A 15,269-nucleotide genomic window follows, 5' to 3' on the forward strand; every position below is an offset into this window, starting at 1 on the left:
GGTCGGACTCAGTCCTCCCCGCCCAGCATCACCCGGCGACCCTGCAACCTCGGCCCGATCGGTACCACCGGGGCGTCCTGCTGGCCGTGGCTGAGCAGGTAGCCCTCGACGAATCCACTGTTCCGGTCGCCCGCGTGGGCCTCGATCTGGTCCAGTCGGGCGACCAGGAACTCGGTGAGCGCGGTGATCCGGCCGTTGAGCCGGTCGTTCAGCTCGCCGACCACGGCCAGGACGACCGCGCAGCCGGCGGCGGTGAGCGCCAGCAGGTTGACCACGACCGGCAGTTCCCGGCCGCTGATGGTGCCCACCACGATGTTGGCGGTCGCGCAGAGTGTCAGGGACACCGCAGCGACCACGACTGCCATCCATTTCAGGGTCATGACAGACCCCTCCTTCTGTCCCGCAGGGCTGGGTTCGGCCTTGTCCCGTCCCCCCGCCGACGACGAGCCCAAGCAGTACGAGTAAGGACGCTAGCGTGACCGTTGTGCTGCGGGTACCGAAGAGCTGACGCCTGGTAGCCGTTCTTTCACCATCTGAGGAACTAGCTGGCAGTTTTTGCCCGTTTTTGCGGAGTTTTGGGCAATTTAGGGCGATACGCGAGGTAACGAATAGTCTCTCGGATATGGAACTTCTCTGCGTCGGAGATGTTCGGGTCGACCAGCCGACGCAGCAGCGCCTCGACATCCGGGTCCATCGGCGGCGGTGCCGGCGCCGGTCGGGCGGCGGTGGTGCGGTCCCAGCCGAGCACGCCGAAGGCGGTGATCGGATTCAGGCCCAGCCCCTCGCAGAACGCCACCACCCGCTCCGCCTCGGGGTCGCTGGCCCATTCACCCCGGACCCAACGGTTGATGGTCTGGCGGGACACCCCGGTGCGCCGGGAGACCTCGGTCCCGGTCCAGGCGCGCTGCGCGCGGGCGTCGGCGAGTGCCTTGCGTACGAAGGAGGCGAAGGCGATCTTTCTCGCGTGCACGCTGTCCGTCACCTCGTGACGGTACGACCAGACCTCCGGTCCGCGTCCGGGAGAAGGGTCGGTGTATTGCGAATGTGACAGATCTTCGGGTCGTCCGGGCAGCACGTCGTCAGCCTTCTTGAGGGGTGTCACCAGGGCAGGATAGATGTACGGCGGGCCAGCCGTAATCAGACGAAAAGCTGATACTGTCACGTCCATGAGACATCCTACGGTGTGTCACGTGATTGAGACGTCTGGTGCTCACACCGGTCACGCCATCAGGACAGGGAGGATGCCGTGACCCAACTCGCAACCCGTACCCAGGCATTCGGCCTGATCGCGGACGGGGTGGCCGCGGGTCTCAGTGCTCCCTGGCGGCTGTACCTGGCCCGGGGCTGCCGGTACGTGTCGCTCAGCGTCGGCGACCGGGACGAGTGGAACGCCTGGCGGGCACACCTCGGTTGCCCGGAGATGAGCGTCCGGGTCTACCAGTCCGGCGGTGAGATCCACCGGGCCTCCCTGGCCGAGGTGGTGCTGGACGGCTGCCGGATCAGTGTCGAACTGGTCGAGGACGTGGGTATCGAGGACCTGGACCGCCTGCTGACCGTCGATCCCACCGTGGTCGGCCCGGAGGAGCGATGAGCCCGTTCTTCGCGGTCTTCCTCGTCCTGCTGCTCGTCTCCTCCAGTTACGCCGCCGGGCGGCTGCACGGTCAGCTCAGCTATCGCATCGGGTACCGGTTCGGCTACCGACAGGGGTACTTCGACGGGGACCGGGGTGCCTGGAACCGCCGGCGACGGGAGGCCCAGGCGGCCATCGCCGCCGCGCTGAGCGTCCCGCCCGCAGCCGCCGGAACCGCACCCGGGCCCCCCGCACGAGCCGCCGGACCAGCTTCCGGAGCCCTCCCGCGCGGTGCCGGGACCGTGTCGGGGAGCGGCACCCGCCAGGGCACCACCTACCGGGGGTCCGCCTTCGTGCGACCCGCCGCCGCGGCCGCCGGGGTCCGGCACCCCACGGAGGTGGTCGCCGTACGGCGGGGCTGACGGTCCGCCGGAGGTGGGTGGCGGCCCACGAGCGCGGTGCGTCGTCCGCGGCGGACACGCACCGCAGGGACCACGTCAGACCGGTGACGGTGGTCCCACCGGCCGGGATGTGCGCAGGGGGCATGCATCCCGGCCGGTCCGGTCGTACCCCGGTCCGCCCCGTCGCCCCGTGGCGCGTGGTGCGGGCCGGGTGGTCCGGCGGCGTCCAACGGCCGGTGACGGGGCGGTGTCCCCGGGGTGTCCCGGGGTGGGCCCGGAAAGATCGATGGCCGGGGATCTGGTCGAAGTCGCCGGACGCGGCTAGCGTCTAATCATGGCCCGGGGTTGTCCCGGCCAGCCGGTACGCCCGGACCTGCGACCTCGCAACACGGGGCCCGCACTCGACCCCGTGTCCCGGGCACCGGACGAGGCGGATCGCGGGTGGCGGGTGCCCATCCGTCGGAGCAGGCCTGTGACGACTCGCCGTACCAGTGCCCGGGCCGATCAGGACCCGGCCGCGACTGCCACGACCCGCCGGACCACCCGCGGACGCCGGGCAGCCACCAGTACCGCCACCGCCGACGACCCCGGGGAGCCCCGATCATCCGGCCAGGTGTTCGTCCTGGACACCTCGGTGCTGCTCAGTGACCCGGGGGCGTTCCACCGGTTCGCCGAGCACGAGGTGATCCTGCCGCTCGTGGTCATCTCCGAACTGGAGGGCAAGCGGCACCACCCCGAGTTGGGCTGGTTCGCCCGCCAGGCGCTGCGTGCGCTGGACGAACTGCGGGTGACCCACGGCCGGCTGGACGAGCCGGTACCGGCCAACGACGCCGGGGGCACCCTGCGGGTGGAGCTGAACCACACCGACGACGGGGTGCTGCCGCCCGGGTTCCGCAACGAGTCCAACGACGCGCGCATCCTCTCCGTGGCGCTCAACCTGGCCGCCGAGGGACGGCAGGTCACGCTGGTCAGCAAGGACATGCCGCTGCGGGTCAAGGCGGCCTCGGTCGGGCTGCGTGCCGACGAGTACCGGCACGGCCAGGCCAGCGACCCCACCTGGACCGGGGTCGCCGAGCTCGAACTCGGTGCGGAGCAGATCAGTCAGCTCTACGCGGGCGAGACGATCGACCTGGACCAGGCAGCCGGTCTGCCCTGCCACACCGGTCTGGTGCTGCACTCCGAGCGGGGCTCGGCGCTGGGCCGGGTGCTGCCCGACAAGACGGTACGGCTGGTCCGGGGGGACCGGGACGCGTTCGGCCTGCGGGGGCGCTCGGCGGAGCAGCGGATCGCCCTGGACCTGTTGCTCGACGAGTCGATCGGGATCGTCTCGCTCGGCGGTCGGGCCGGTACCGGCAAGTCCGCCCTGGCACTGTGCGCCGGGCTGGAGGCGGTGATGGAACGTCGCCGGCACAAGAAGGTGGTGGTCTTCCGGCCGCTGTACGCCGTCGGTGGCCAGGAACTGGGCTACCTGCCCGGCTCGGAGGCGGAGAAGATGTCGCCCTGGGCGCAGGCGGTCTTCGACACCCTCGGCGCGGTGGTGCACGAGAACGTCCTCGACGAGGTCACCTCGCGCGGGCTGCTGGAGGTGCTGCCGCTGACCCACATCCGGGGCCGGAGCCTGCACGACGCGTTCGTCATCGTGGACGAGGCGCAGTCGCTGGAGCGCGGTGTACTGCTGACCGTGCTGTCCCGGATCGGCCAGGGTTCCCGGGTGGTGCTGACCCACGACGTGGCGCAGCGGGACAACCTGCGGGTGGGCCGGCACGACGGGGTGACCGCGGTGATCGAGGCGCTCAAGGGGCATCCGCTCTTCGCGCACATGACCCTCACCCGTTCGGAGCGTTCCCCGATCGCCGAAGTGGTCACGGATCTGTTGGAGGACATCCCGCTGTAGAGCCGATTACCTGCCCGGTTTAATACCGGGAATCCCTTTTGTGGCGTGACCCAAATCACAAAACGCCGTGGTGGTTTCCCAATCGTCTCACTGTGCGCAATGGTGTGCAGCGAGCGCCCACGTACCGGGAAGATCGCTGATGATCGTGTCGCCGGGACGGCGACAGCATCGGCGGCCCCCAGTGCGTCGGCGATGACTCCGACGGGTCGGGGCGCTCGCGGCGCCATTCCCTGGCCCCCCGAGCCGGGCGCGCCGTGTCCTTGCCCCCGACGAAGGGACCACCTCGTGAGTCGGCTGTGGAGCCGGTTCGGTGTCCGGACGGCTGCCGTCGCACTGCTCTCCGTGGGTGTCGCAGGCGGCTTCTATCTGGGCGAAGACCGCGAGACCCAGGAACAAGGGATCAAGTCGGAACTCGCGTCGGCAGTCGACGCGGCCGAGTTCGAATACCAGCGGGAGCGCCACGCGGCGCACATGGCCGCAGTGGCGGAGCAGCGCAACGCCGAATACGAAGCGAAGCTGCGGGCCGCTGCGGCGGCGAAGGCCGCCGCCGAGCGGGCCCGCAAGGCCGAGGCTGCGGCGGCGGCCCGGAAGAAGCGGGCAGCGGAGGCCGCCGCAGCGGCGAAGGCCGCCGAGGAGGGGGCCACCAAGCCGTACACCGGGCCGATCCCGGCCTCCTGCGCCGAGTACAGCGGTAACCGCCGGACCGGCTGCGCGCTGCTGCTGGACAGCGGCTTCAAGATCGACCAGATGCCCTGCCTGGACAAGCTCTGGACCAAGGAGAGTGGCTGGAACCACAAGGCCAGCAACCCCTCCTCCGGGGCGTACGGCATCCCGCAGGCGCTGCCGGGCAGCAAGATGGGGACCGTCGCCGACGACTGGCGGACCAACCCGGCCACCCAGATCAAGTGGGGCCTGGGGTACATCAAGGGTCGCTACGGCACCCCGTGCGGCGCCTGGGCGCACTCCCAGGACGTCGGCTGGTACTGACAGCCGTCGAGTTTCCCGTCGGGGCGGGTACCGGTCGACCGGTACCCGCCCCGACGCGTTTCCGCGCTCCGCTCGCCGCGCCACGGCAGGCCGCTGCCCGGTATGCCGGTTTCCGGGTGGCGGCCGGCCCGGATAGCTGATAGCTGTTTGTGGGTGACATTCCAGGGCCACCCGTCCGGCGGCGACCCGTACCGGTTCGGGACCGAGGCGTTCTACGCGGCACTCGGCCGCGCCTTCGTGGCGATGTGCGCGGTGGTGCCGGTGCTCTTCGCGATCGAGGCCCTGGACGTCTGGCTCGCCGCCGGCTTCGATCCGGCCGCCGGCATCATCCCCAAACGCATCGACGGGCTCGACGGCGTCTTCTTCAGCCCGTTCCTGCACCACGGCTTCGACCACCTCTACAGCAACAGCGTGCCACTGATCCTGCTCGGCACGTTCGTGCTCGCCGCCGGTACCCGCCGCTTCCTCTGGTCCACTCTGGTGATCATCCTGATCAGCGGTCTCGGCGTCTGGTTCACCGGCTCCTCGAACTCGGTCGTCGTGGGGGCCAGCGGCGTGATCTTCGGGTACCTCGGCATCCTGCTCACCCGGGGGATCGTCGAGCGGAGCTGGTGGAACTTCGCAGTGGTGCTGCTGGTCGGCCTGCTCTACGGCTGGCAGCTCGTCGGGGTGCTCCCCACCGACGAGCCGATCTCCTGGCAGGGCCACCTCTTCGGGCTGCTGGGTGGGGTGGTGGCGGCGATCCTGCTGCGCCGTCGGCGGCCCGGCCTGGACGATCCGTACCGTTCGGAGTCGTCCCTGACCGGTCCGTGACCGGAGTTCGTGATCCCAGAGTGCGGGTGGTCGAAATGGGACACTCTTGCCCGACGGTGCCCCGGCCGCCTAGCGTCTGATCAGCACTGGTTGGTCCGCGCACGAAGGGCGACGGTGGTCAGATGCGTCAGGTGGATGTCGCCATCATCGGGGCGGGTCCGAGTGGGCTCTTCGCGGCCTACTATGCGGGGTTCCGGGGCCTGTCGGTCGCGGTGATCGACGCGCTGCCCGAGCCCGGTGGCCAGGTCGCCGCGATGTACCCGGAGAAACTGATCCTGGACATCGCCGGTTTCCCGTCGATAAAGGGACGGGACCTGGTGGCCAACCTGGTCGCCCAGGCCGCCCCGTTCGACCCGGAGTACCGGCTCGGCGTCCGGGCCGAGAAGCTGAGCTACCAGGGCGAGCGTCCGGTACTCGGCCTCTCCGACGGGGAGCAGTTGAGCTGCGGCGCGGTCCTGATCACCGGCGGGCTGGGCAGCTTCACCCCCCGTCCACTGCCGGCGGCGGCGGACTTCACCGGGTCGGGCATCGTCTTCTTCGTCCCGAGCCTCGCCGAACTGGCCGGTCAGGACGTACTGATCGTCGGTGGCGGCGACTCGGCCTTCGACTGGGCGCATGCGCTGCAACCGCTCGCCCGCTCGGTCACCCTGGTGCACCGCCGGGACCGGTTCCGGGCGCACGCCGCCACCGTCGCCCGGGTACAGGAACTGCCGGTCCGCATCGTGGTGAACGCCGAGGTGACCCGGCTGCACGGCAACGGTCGGGTGACCGGTGCGGACGTGGCGGTCCGGGGCGCCGACGCGGAGACCATCCCGGTCGACACCGTGGTCGCCGCGCTCGGCTTCACCGCCGACCTCGGCCCGCTGGCCGAGTGGGGACTCGCCCTGGACCGGCGGCACATCCTGGTGGACAGCACCATGGCGACGAACCTGCCGAGGATCTTCGCGGCCGGCGACATCACCGAGTACCCCGGCAAGGTGCGGCTGATCGCCACCGGCTTCGGTGAGGCGGCCACGGCGGTCAACAACGCGGCCGTCGCCATCGATCCCGCCGCCCACCTCTTCCCCGGCCACTCGTCCGACGGCGGCTGACCCGGACCACGGATGTCTCCGCCGGCTGCGGCGGGTCAGGGCAGGCCGACCAGGTCGGCCATCAGTCGGGTCTGGTGGTCGAAGTACTCGTCCCGGTGGTCCAGGCCGTTGTTCAGTCGACCGAAGATCTCGAAACTGATCAGGCCGAAGAGCTGGGTCCAGGCGGCCATGCCCCGGGCCAGCAGTGCCTCCGGCAGGCCGGGGGCGATCAGGTCGCTGATGGCGGCGAGGTCGGCGCGTACCGGGTCGGACAGCTCGTCTGCCGGAGGCGGGGTCACCTGTCCGCTGGTGAAGCCGTCCCGCAGGATGCCCACCAGGACGACGGGAGGGCGCTGGGCCGGCTCGACGGTGTCCCGGGGGGCGGCGTACCCGGGTACCGGACTGCCGTAGATCAGGGCGTACTCGGCCGGGTTGTCCAGGGCCCACCGGCGGGCGGCCCGGAACACGCCGTGCCACCGTCCGCGCAGATCGTCCGGGGTGGTGCCGGCGTCGGCCGCTTCGACCGCCGCGCCCAGGGCGTCGTACGCGTCGATGATCAGCGCGGTCAGCAACTCGTCCCGGCTGGGGAAGTAGCGGTAGACGGCCGAGGAGACCATGCCGAGGTCCCGGGCGACGGCGCGCAGGGACAGGTTGGCGCCGTCGGCGGCGAGGTGCTGCCGGGCGATCGCCTTGATCTCGTCGATCATCTCGGCCCGGACCCGGGCCCGTATCGAGGGTGCCGTCATGCCGCCAATCTGCCACAGTCGGAGAGCGGTCGACAAATGAGAGAGCAGTGCTCTTGACGAAGTGCATGCGCCTCCGGCATGCTTCCCTGTGTCGAGAGCAGTGCTCTCGTTCCGTACTCCTGATATGAAGGGTGACCAGCGATGTCGCTTCAGGTGATCGTCGGGGCCGGCCCGGTCGGCACGGCCACCGCCCGCCTCCTCGCCGACCAGGGCGAGCAGGTCCGCATCATCACCCGGCGCGGCAGCGGTCCGGAGCACCCGGCCATCGAACGGGTCGCCGCCGACGCCACCGACCCCGACCGGCTCACCGCCCTCACCACCGGCGCCGCCGCCCTCTACAACTGCGCCAACCCGGCCTACCACCGCTGGCCGACCGACTGGCCGCCGCTGGCCGCCGGCCTGCTCACCGCCGCCGAGCGGACCGGCGCGGTGCTCACCGTCACCGGCAACCTCTACGGGTACGGGCCGGTCGACGGCCCGATGACCGAGCAGACCCCGGCGGCGTCGCGCAGCGCCAAGGCACAGGTACGGGTACGGATGTGGCAGGAGGCGCTCGACGCGCACCGGGCCGGCCGGCTGCGGGCCACCGAGGTACGCGCCTCCGACTTCGTCGGGGCGGGGGCCAACTCCATCCCCAACGTCCTGGTGCTGCCGAGGGTCTTCGCCGGCCGACGCGCCTTCGTCCCGGCCGACCTGGACGCTCCGCACAGTTGGACGTACGTCGGCGACGTCGCCCGTACCCTGGTCGCCGCAGCCTCGGACGAGCGGGCCTGGGGACGGGCCTGGCACGTGCCCACCGCTCCGGCGGTGTCGCTGCGCGAACTGGCGAGGCGGGCGGCGGCGATCGCCGGTGCGCCCACGCCGAAGCTGTCCCGGCTACCGGTCCCGGTGGTCCGGCTCGGTGGCCTGTTCGACCCCACCGTCCGGGAGCTACGCGAGGTCCTGTACCAGTTCGACCGGCCGTTCCTGCTGGACTCGACGGCGGCGCAGGAGACGTTCGGGATCCGGCCCACCCCGCTCGACGTGGCGCTGCGGGAGACCCTGGAGTCGTCGACTCCTGCGGGTGCGGGTGCGGGTGCGGGTGCGGGTGCGGGGCGGTAGGGCGTCGCGCGTGGAACATCGCGCGTCGGACATCGCGCGTTGCGCGTTGCGCGCTGAGTGCCGGCAGGTGTTAAGAAGGGGCCCTTCCTCTACCGGAAGCGTTAACAGGGGGCCCTTCCTTACCGGGAGCGGAGGGCGGCGATGGCGACCGCGACCAGGGTGAGGGCCGCGCCGAGCAGGGTGGTCGGCCCCGGGTGGGACGCGTTGGTCGGTACCAGCAGGTCGACCAGGACCGCCCCGACCACCTGACCGGCGATGGTGGACAGGCCGAGCAGGAGCACCCCGGTGAACCGGACCACCGCGGCGGCCATCGCGATGAAGATGATCCCGATCGGCCCACCCAGGTAGAGCCACGGTTCGGTCGGCAGCCGGCCGTCGGGCAGCCCGCGCAGCGAGATGTCCACGGCGAACGCGACCAGCAGCACGGTCGTCCCGACGGTGAAGTTGACCAGGGTGGCGACCAGCGGGCTGCCGGCGGCCATCCGGACCCGCCCGTTGACCGCCTGCTGCCAGGCCATTCCGAGTCCGGCGAGCGCGGGCAGCAGGGCCAGGGCGAGTACCTGCGGGTCGCCGATCCGGTCGCTGACCGCCAGCAGCACGGCCAGCACGGTGAGCACCGCACCGGTCAGCCGGGCGGTGGTGACCGGCTGCCGACCGGCGGGGCCGAGCCCGGCCCGGTCCACGGCGAGGCTGCTCGCGGTCTGCCCGGCGACCACCGCGACGGTGAAGACGGCCACCCCGAGGGCGCCGACGGTCGCCCCCTGGGTGACCACGAGGAACGCCCCGCACGCGCCACCGAGGCACTGCCAGGGACGTAACGTCCCGTCCGCCAGGGCCGACCGCAGGGCACCCAGCGCCCGACGGCCGGCCGGGGTGGCCGGGACCATGACCAGCAGGAGGAGCAGCCCGACACCGAAGGAGACCACCGCGGTGGCGATCCCGTCGCCCAGGCGTACGCCCAGTTCGCCGTTGATCCGGGTCTGGGCGGCCACCAGGACGCCGGAGACCACCGCGAGCCCGACCCCGAAGGCCCGGCGGGACGCCGGCAGGGTGGGGCTGGTCACCCCGGTGAGGCTCACTCCTGCTCGGCCAACGGTCGGCCGTCGAAGTCGACGGCCGAGTAGAGGGCCAACTTCTCCAGGTGGTGGTACGAGTCGATCACGCGGATCGTGCCGCTCTTGGAGCGCATCACGATCGACTGGGTGTACGCCCCGCCGCCGGCCCGGTACCGGACGCCCCGGAGCAGGTCCCCGGAGGTGACACCGGTGGCCACGAAGAAGCAGTTGTCCCCGGTGACCAGGTCGTCGGTGGCGAGTACCCGCTCCAGGTCGTGCCCGGCGTCGATCGCCTTGGCCCGTTCGGCGTCGTCGGTGGGCCAGAGCTTCGCCTGCATGGCTCCACCCATGCACTTGAGGGCGCAGGCGGCGATGATCCCCTCGGGGGTACCGCCGATGCCCATCAGCACGTCGACGTCGGACTCGCCCCGGGCCGCCGCGATGGCGCCCGCGATGTCCCCGTCGGAGATGAACCGGATGCCGGCACCGGCCCGGCGGATCTCCTTGACCAGGTCGGTGTGCCGGGGACGGTCGAGGATGCAGACGGTGACGCCGGACACGTCGGTGCCCTTGACCCGGGCGATCCGGCGCAGGTTCTCCGCGACCCCGGCGTCGATGTCGATGACGTCGGCGTAGACCGGCCCGACCGCGAGCTTCTGCATGTAGAAGACCGCACTCGGGTCGAACATCGCGCCCCGCTCGGCGACCGCGAGGACGGCCAGTGCGTTCGGCATGCCCTTGCTCATCAGGGTGGTGCCGTCCACCGGGTCGACCGCCACGTCCACCTCGGGGCCGGTACCGTCGCCGACCTGCTCACCGTTGAAGAGCATCGGGGCGTTGTCCTTCTCGCCCTCGCCGATCACCACGACGCCCCGCATCGGGATCGAGTTGATCAACTTGCGCATGGCGTCGACGGCGGCCCCGTCGCCGCCCTCCTTGTCGCCCCGGCCGACCCAGCGGCCCGCGGCCATCGCTGCCGCCTCGGTGACCCGCACCAGATCCAGCGCCAGGTTTCGGTCCAGATCCTGCGGGGTCCGGCTCCTGGTGTTCGTCATCACGACTCCTCCTCGCGGCATTGCGGGGTGGACCGGCAGGGTGCGGCACCTGCCGCCGCCGGCTTTGTGGCTGATCCTCACATGTTGGCCGAGCTGGTGCCGGGTCGGGGCGGTGGTGGCCCGGATACTGCGAACTGGCGGGCTGTCAAGATGGAGTCGTGGAGCCTGTCCAGCCTGCCGACCGCGTACCCGCCGACCGCACCGCCGGTGCGTCGACCCCACCGGAGGGTCGGCCGGCGGCCGACCCCGGGGCGACCCCACCCGACGGGCAGCCCCCCGTCGCGGCCGCCGACCCGGCGGGTGGACAACCCGCCCCGGCAGCCGGCGGCACGGCGGACACCGGCTCGGCAGCCGGCGGCACGGCGGATCCCGCCCCGGCAGCCGGGGGCACGGCGGACACCGACCCGGATGTGCCCCCGGCGACCTCCGCCGCCGCGGCCCGGGAGGCCGCCCGGACCGCCGACGGCCGGTCGCCGAAGGACATGGCGATCTCCCTGCTGGTACTCCTCGTTCCGATCGCCCTGCTGCTCGGGTTCTACCGGGTCTTCCTCGGCGGGGACGAGCCGACCACCGTCGACCCGGCGCCGGTCGTCACCCAGGCGCGGGCCGCCAACGTCTTCCCGGTCAGCGAACCCGTCGACCTGGGCTCCGGATGGCGTACCGTCAGCGCCCGTTACCAGCCGGTCGACGGCGGTGCCACGCTGCGACTCGGGTACCTCAGCCCGGACGGGCGCGGAGTGCAGCTGGTGCAGAGCAGCGTGGACCCGGAGAAGCTGCTGCCGGCGGAGCTGACCCGGGAGGGCCAGCCGCAGGGCACCACCCAGCTCGGCGGCCGGAGCTGGCAGCGCTACACCGCCCGGAGCAACGAGCAGGCGCTGGTGCTCCTGGAGCCGAACCGGACAGTGATTGTGGTTGGTGCCGCGAGGGAACAGGAACTACGGGAGCTGGCCGGCGCCCTGCGCTGACCGGCCGGCGCCCAGCGGTCGGCCACCCCCGGCTGGCCGCTGAGCCCTCCGGCGGGCGCCCCCGCCGGCCGACCTCGTGGAGAGACCTCGTGATGATCCGACGGTGGAGTGTTTCCGGACTGGTGGCCGCGTCCCTGCTCACTCCCGCGCTGGCGGCCTGCCAGGCGAACGGTACGGAGCAGCCCGGTGGGGCCGGCGCCTCGGCGTCGTCCGCCCCCTCGGCGTCCGCCGGCACCAGCGCCGCCAAGCAGGCCCTGCTCGACTCGACCCAGGCGATCAGCCAGGGCAACTTCCGGTTCGCCATCACCGGCCAGGGCGTGACCAGCCGGGGTGTGGTGCACCAGCCGAGCCGCAGCGCCCAGCTCACCGTGGCCTTCGACCAGGCGGGCGGGAAGTCGCCGATCAACTTCGACCTGATCCACGTCGAGCCGGAGAGCTGGGTCAAACTCGACCTCAACGGTGCCACCGGCATCCCGGCGGTGGACAACCTGGCGTCCGGGAAGTACCTGCACCTGGACCAGTCCCGGATCAAGGACATCAAAGACCTGCGGTTCGACTTCTCGAACGTCGACCCGGCCGGTAGTGCCGTGCTGACCAGGGCGGTCACCGACGTCCGGGAGGCCGGGCCGGGCGCGTACGCCGGCACGATCAACCTGGACGAGGCGAGCGAGGCCGCCATGATCGACCCGACCTCGCTGACCGCCCTCGGGGTCGAGGCGAAGGCGGTGCCGTTCACCGCGAAGGTCGACGACCAGAAGCGGCTGACCGAGCTGGTCATCCAGATCCCGGCGACCGGTAACACCAAGGCGTACGACCTGAAGGTCAACTACTCCGACTACGGTGCCGCCACCCCGGCGCAGAAGCCGACCGCGACCGAGGTGGTCGAGGCTCCCGCCGAGCTGTACGACCTGTACCGGTGACCGCTGTCCCGCCACCGACGCACCCTGCGGCGGAGGCGGGCGGTCCCCGCCTGGGAAAACGGGTCGGACAGCAGGAAGTGATCATGGCTAGACTGCGCCGTCCTGTTTTTGCCGGCCGGACGGTCCGTGGACCGTCCGGCCGGTTCAGGCTGCCCGGCTGCGGTCGGACAGCCCGGTCGTCCGGAGCCGAGCCGGTCCGGACGACCCGCGATCACGGAGAGAAACTGGTATGAAGATCCGTCGGTGGAGCCTTGTAGGCGTCGCCACTGTCGTCCTGTTCACGCCGGCCCTGGCGGCCTGCGGTAGCTCCGGGGGCACCGAGGAGGGCGGTGGTACGGCGGCCAGCCCGGCCGCCGCGAGCCCGACCACGGCAGCAGACCCGAAGCAGGTCCTGCTCGCCTCGACCAGTGAGATCAAGAAGGGCAACTTCCGCTTCACCGTCGCCGGTGACGGCATGACCGGCGAGGGGCAGGTGCACCAGCCCAGCAAGAGTGCCCGGTACACCCTGAAGGCGGGGGACGCCGCGGACGGCTTCTCGATGAACATGGACGTCATCTACGTCGAGCCGTCGAGCTGGGCGAAGCTCGACTTCGACGGCGAGATGGCCGCCGCGATGAAGAACCCGAAGCTGGAGGGGAAGTACCAGCACCTCGACCAGTCGAAGGTCAAGAAGCAGAAGGGGCTCGGTTTCGACTGGAACGATATCGACCCGGCCGGTAGCGACCTGATCCTCAAGGGGATCGTCGACGTGCAGGCGGCCGGCGAGGGCGCGTACGCCGGTACGGTCGACGTCACCAAGGCGACCGAGGCGGGTCTGCTGGACGAGGAGACCGTCAAGGCGCTGGCCACGAAGGCCGCCGCGCTGCCCTTCACCGCCACGGTGGACCAGCAGGGTCGGCTCACCGCGCTGAGCATCGACTTCCCGGCTGTCGGGGAGAGCAAGGCGCACCAGGTGAAGGTGACGTACGCCGACTACGGCGCGGCCACCAAGGTCGACCAGCCGCCGGCGGCGCAGGTCGTCGAGGCGCCGGCCAGCACGTACCAGATGCTCAACTCCTGAGCCTGCGGTACCGGTGGTGCGGGCGGCCCGGCAGTCCGCACCACCGCCGTTCCCGGCCCGCTCTGCGGCCCGCCCCGGTGGTTCCGTCAGGAGGTGACGGAGTCCTCCCGGGCCCGGCGGGTGGCGTCGATCCGCTCCCGGGCCCCGTCCAGCCAGCGCTGGCAGACCTCGGCCAGCCGTTCGCCGCGCTCCCAGAGCGCCAGTGACTCCTCCAGGGAGGTGCCACCGGCCTCCAACCGCTCGACCACCGACGCCAACTCGGCGCGGGCCTGCTCGTAGCTCAGCCGCTCGTCCGGATCACCGGTCTTCTTGTCAGTACCCATGGTGGTCCCATCTCAGCACAGCGCCCTGCCCGTCCGGTCGCCGTCTGCCCGTTGGTGCCGCCCGGTCAGCTGTCGACGGTGGCGGTCAGTTCACCGTCGGCCAGCCGGACCCGTACCGGATCACCGGTCGTGACCTGGTCGGCGGCGCGTACCACCTGGCCGTCGGCGCGCTGCACGATGGCGTACCCCCGGGTGAGCGTGGCGGCCGGGGAGAGCGCCCGCAGCCGCGCCAGCGTGTGCCGCAGTTCGTCGGCCGCCGCGCCGAGCCGGTGGTCCAGGCAGCGTCCACCCCGCTGCCGCAGGGCGGTCACCTCGGCCGCCCGGGCGTCCAGCATGACCTGCGGTCGGGCCAGTACCGGCCGGGAGCGCAGGCCGTCGAGCCGGTGCGCCTCCCGGTCGAGCAGATTCCGTACCGAGCGGTCCAACCGGTGCCGGGCGAGCTGGATGAGGCGTACCTCCTCGGCCAGGTCGGGGACGATCCGTTTGGCGGCGTCGGTGGGGGTGGAGGCGCGTACGTCCGCGACGTGGTCGACCAGCGGCGTGTCGGTCTCGTGACCGATGGCGCTGACCACCGGGGTACGGCAGGCGAAGACCGCCCGGCAGAGCGCCTCGTCCGAGAAGGGGAGCAGGTCCTCGATGCTCCCGCCACCCCGGGCCAGGATGATCACGTCGATGCTCTCGTCGGCGTCCAGGGCCCGCAGCGCGTCGACGATCTGGGGTACCGCCGTCGGGCCCTGCACGGCCACGTTGACCGTCCGGAACTCGACCGCCGGCCAGCGGCGGCGCGCATTGGTGAGGACGTCCCGTTCGGCGGCCGAGGCCCGGCCGGTGATCAGGCCGATCCGGCGGGGCAGGAACGGCGGCCGGCGTTTGCGGGCCCGGTCGAAGAGCCCCTCGGCGGCGAGCAGCTTCTTGAGCTTCTCCAGTCGGGCGAGCAGTTCACCGAGGCCCACCTGGCGGATCTCGTCGGCGCGCAGACTGAGGGTGCCCCGGGCCGCGTAGAACTCCGGTTTGGCGTGCAGGACGACCCGGGCGCCCTCACGCAGCTCCGGTGCCCCCGCGTCGAGGACGTCCCGGTTGGTGGTGACGGTGAGACTCAGGTCCGCCGACGGGTCGCGCAGGGTCAGGAAGACGGTGGCTGCACCGGGCCGCCGGCTGATCTGGGCCACCTGCCCGTCGACCCACACCCAGCCGAGCCGGGCGATCCAGGCCCCGACCTTCTGGCTGACCACCCGGACCGGCCAGGGTTCGTCCGGACTGCTGCGCGGCGTCTCGGCGGTGCTCACCGGCCCAGCCTACGGTTCACCCC

Annotated in this window: 17 protein-coding genes; 10 read left to right on the plus strand and 7 right to left on the minus strand. The window is 71.7% G+C overall.

The annotated features are described in order from the left end of the window. Positions 1–8 precede the first annotated feature (8 nt). Together GSF22_RS19145 and GSF22_RS19150 are read right to left on the minus strand one after the other, a co-directional pair. Positions 9–380, minus strand: a complete 372-nt coding sequence (locus GSF22_RS19145; protein ID WP_208815020.1) for a hypothetical protein — start codon at positions 378–380, stop codon at positions 9–11. Positions 381–541: 161 nt separating this feature from the next. After that, positions 542–982, minus strand: coding sequence for a helix-turn-helix domain-containing protein (locus GSF22_RS19150; protein WP_208815045.1), 441 nt, complete (start codon positions 980–982; stop codon positions 542–544). Between the two features lie 264 nt (positions 983–1,246). Between GSF22_RS19150 and GSF22_RS19155 the strand changes: the two genes are divergently transcribed. From GSF22_RS19155 to GSF22_RS19180, 6 genes are all read left to right on the plus strand, one after another. Beyond that, positions 1,247–1,591: a hypothetical protein gene (locus tag GSF22_RS19155; protein ID WP_208815021.1), complete on the plus strand. Its 345-nt coding sequence runs from the start codon at positions 1,247–1,249 to the stop codon at positions 1,589–1,591. Continuing rightward, positions 1,588–1,992 (plus strand): hypothetical protein, encoded by a 405-nt coding sequence (locus tag GSF22_RS19160; RefSeq protein WP_208815023.1) that lies wholly within the window; start codon positions 1,588–1,590, stop codon positions 1,990–1,992. The genes GSF22_RS19155 and GSF22_RS19160 overlap by 4 nt, the downstream gene beginning before the upstream one ends. 451 nt (positions 1,993–2,443) lie before the next feature. Further along, positions 2,444–3,865, plus strand: coding sequence for a PhoH family protein (locus GSF22_RS19165; protein WP_208815025.1), 1,422 nt, complete (start codon positions 2,444–2,446; stop codon positions 3,863–3,865). A gap of 285 nt (positions 3,866–4,150) precedes the next feature. Next, on the plus strand, positions 4,151–4,852 hold the full coding sequence (locus GSF22_RS19170) for a lytic transglycosylase domain-containing protein (RefSeq protein WP_208815026.1): 702 nt from the start codon (positions 4,151–4,153) through the stop codon (positions 4,850–4,852). Positions 4,853–5,005: 153 nt separating this feature from the next. Beyond that, positions 5,006–5,665, plus strand: a complete 660-nt coding sequence (locus GSF22_RS19175) for a rhomboid family intramembrane serine protease (RefSeq protein WP_307804119.1) — start codon at positions 5,006–5,008, stop codon at positions 5,663–5,665. A 122-nt stretch (positions 5,666–5,787) separates the two neighbouring features. After that, positions 5,788–6,756: an NAD(P)/FAD-dependent oxidoreductase gene (locus GSF22_RS19180; protein ID WP_208815029.1), complete on the plus strand. Its 969-nt coding sequence runs from the start codon at positions 5,788–5,790 to the stop codon at positions 6,754–6,756. A 35-nt stretch (positions 6,757–6,791) separates the two neighbouring features. Here the strand turns inward: GSF22_RS19180 and GSF22_RS19185 are convergent, their stop codons facing one another. Then, positions 6,792–7,481 carry a TetR/AcrR family transcriptional regulator gene (locus GSF22_RS19185; RefSeq protein ID WP_208815030.1) on the minus strand — a complete coding sequence of 230 codons (690 nt, stop codon included), beginning with the start codon at positions 7,479–7,481 and terminating at the stop codon, positions 6,792–6,794. 141 nt (positions 7,482–7,622) lie between these two features. Between GSF22_RS19185 and GSF22_RS19190 the strand changes: the two genes are divergently transcribed. Beyond that, the gene (locus GSF22_RS19190) at positions 7,623–8,582 is read left to right on the plus strand and encodes an NAD-dependent epimerase/dehydratase family protein (RefSeq protein WP_208815032.1); all 960 of its coding nucleotides are present in this window, start codon (positions 7,623–7,625) and stop codon (positions 8,580–8,582) included. A gap of 119 nt (positions 8,583–8,701) precedes the next feature. Here the strand turns inward: GSF22_RS19190 and GSF22_RS19195 are convergent, their stop codons facing one another. Both GSF22_RS19195 and glpX read right to left on the minus strand, forming a co-directional pair. Next, the gene (locus GSF22_RS19195; RefSeq protein ID WP_307804120.1) at positions 8,702–9,646 is read right to left on the minus strand and encodes a DMT family transporter; all 945 of its coding nucleotides are present in this window, start codon (positions 9,644–9,646) and stop codon (positions 8,702–8,704) included. 11 nt (positions 9,647–9,657) lie between these two features. Beyond that, positions 9,658–10,692, minus strand: a complete 1,035-nt coding sequence (glpX, locus tag GSF22_RS19200) for a class II fructose-bisphosphatase (RefSeq protein WP_208815034.1) — start codon at positions 10,690–10,692, stop codon at positions 9,658–9,660. Positions 10,693–10,850: 158 nt separating this feature from the next. On the opposite strand from glpX, the gene GSF22_RS19205 reads away from it, so the two are divergent. From GSF22_RS19205 to GSF22_RS19215, 3 genes are all read left to right on the plus strand, one after another. Beyond that, positions 10,851–11,657, plus strand: a complete 807-nt coding sequence (locus tag GSF22_RS19205; RefSeq protein ID WP_208815035.1) for a DUF4245 domain-containing protein — start codon at positions 10,851–10,853, stop codon at positions 11,655–11,657. A 92-nt stretch (positions 11,658–11,749) separates the two neighbouring features. Further along, positions 11,750–12,577 (plus strand): hypothetical protein, encoded by an 828-nt coding sequence (locus tag GSF22_RS19210; RefSeq protein WP_244367739.1) that lies wholly within the window; start codon positions 11,750–11,752, stop codon positions 12,575–12,577. A gap of 229 nt (positions 12,578–12,806) precedes the next feature. Then, on the plus strand, positions 12,807–13,637 hold the full coding sequence (locus GSF22_RS19215) for a hypothetical protein (protein ID WP_208815039.1): 831 nt from the start codon (positions 12,807–12,809) through the stop codon (positions 13,635–13,637). 86 nt (positions 13,638–13,723) lie between these two features. On the opposite strand, the gene GSF22_RS19220 is transcribed toward GSF22_RS19215, so the two are convergent. Together GSF22_RS19220 and xseA are read right to left on the minus strand one after the other, a co-directional pair. Further along, on the minus strand, positions 13,724–13,960 hold the full coding sequence (locus GSF22_RS19220) for an exodeoxyribonuclease VII small subunit (RefSeq protein WP_208815041.1): 237 nt from the start codon (positions 13,958–13,960) through the stop codon (positions 13,724–13,726). A gap of 65 nt (positions 13,961–14,025) precedes the next feature. Further along, positions 14,026–15,246 carry an exodeoxyribonuclease VII large subunit gene (xseA, locus tag GSF22_RS19225; protein ID WP_208815043.1) on the minus strand — a complete coding sequence of 407 codons (1,221 nt, stop codon included), beginning with the start codon at positions 15,244–15,246 and terminating at the stop codon, positions 14,026–14,028. Positions 15,247–15,269 lie beyond the last annotated feature (23 nt).

This window comes from Micromonospora echinofusca (assembly GCF_017614955.1).
Taxonomy (GTDB): domain Bacteria; phylum Actinomycetota; class Actinomycetes; order Mycobacteriales; family Micromonosporaceae; genus Micromonospora; species Micromonospora echinofusca_A.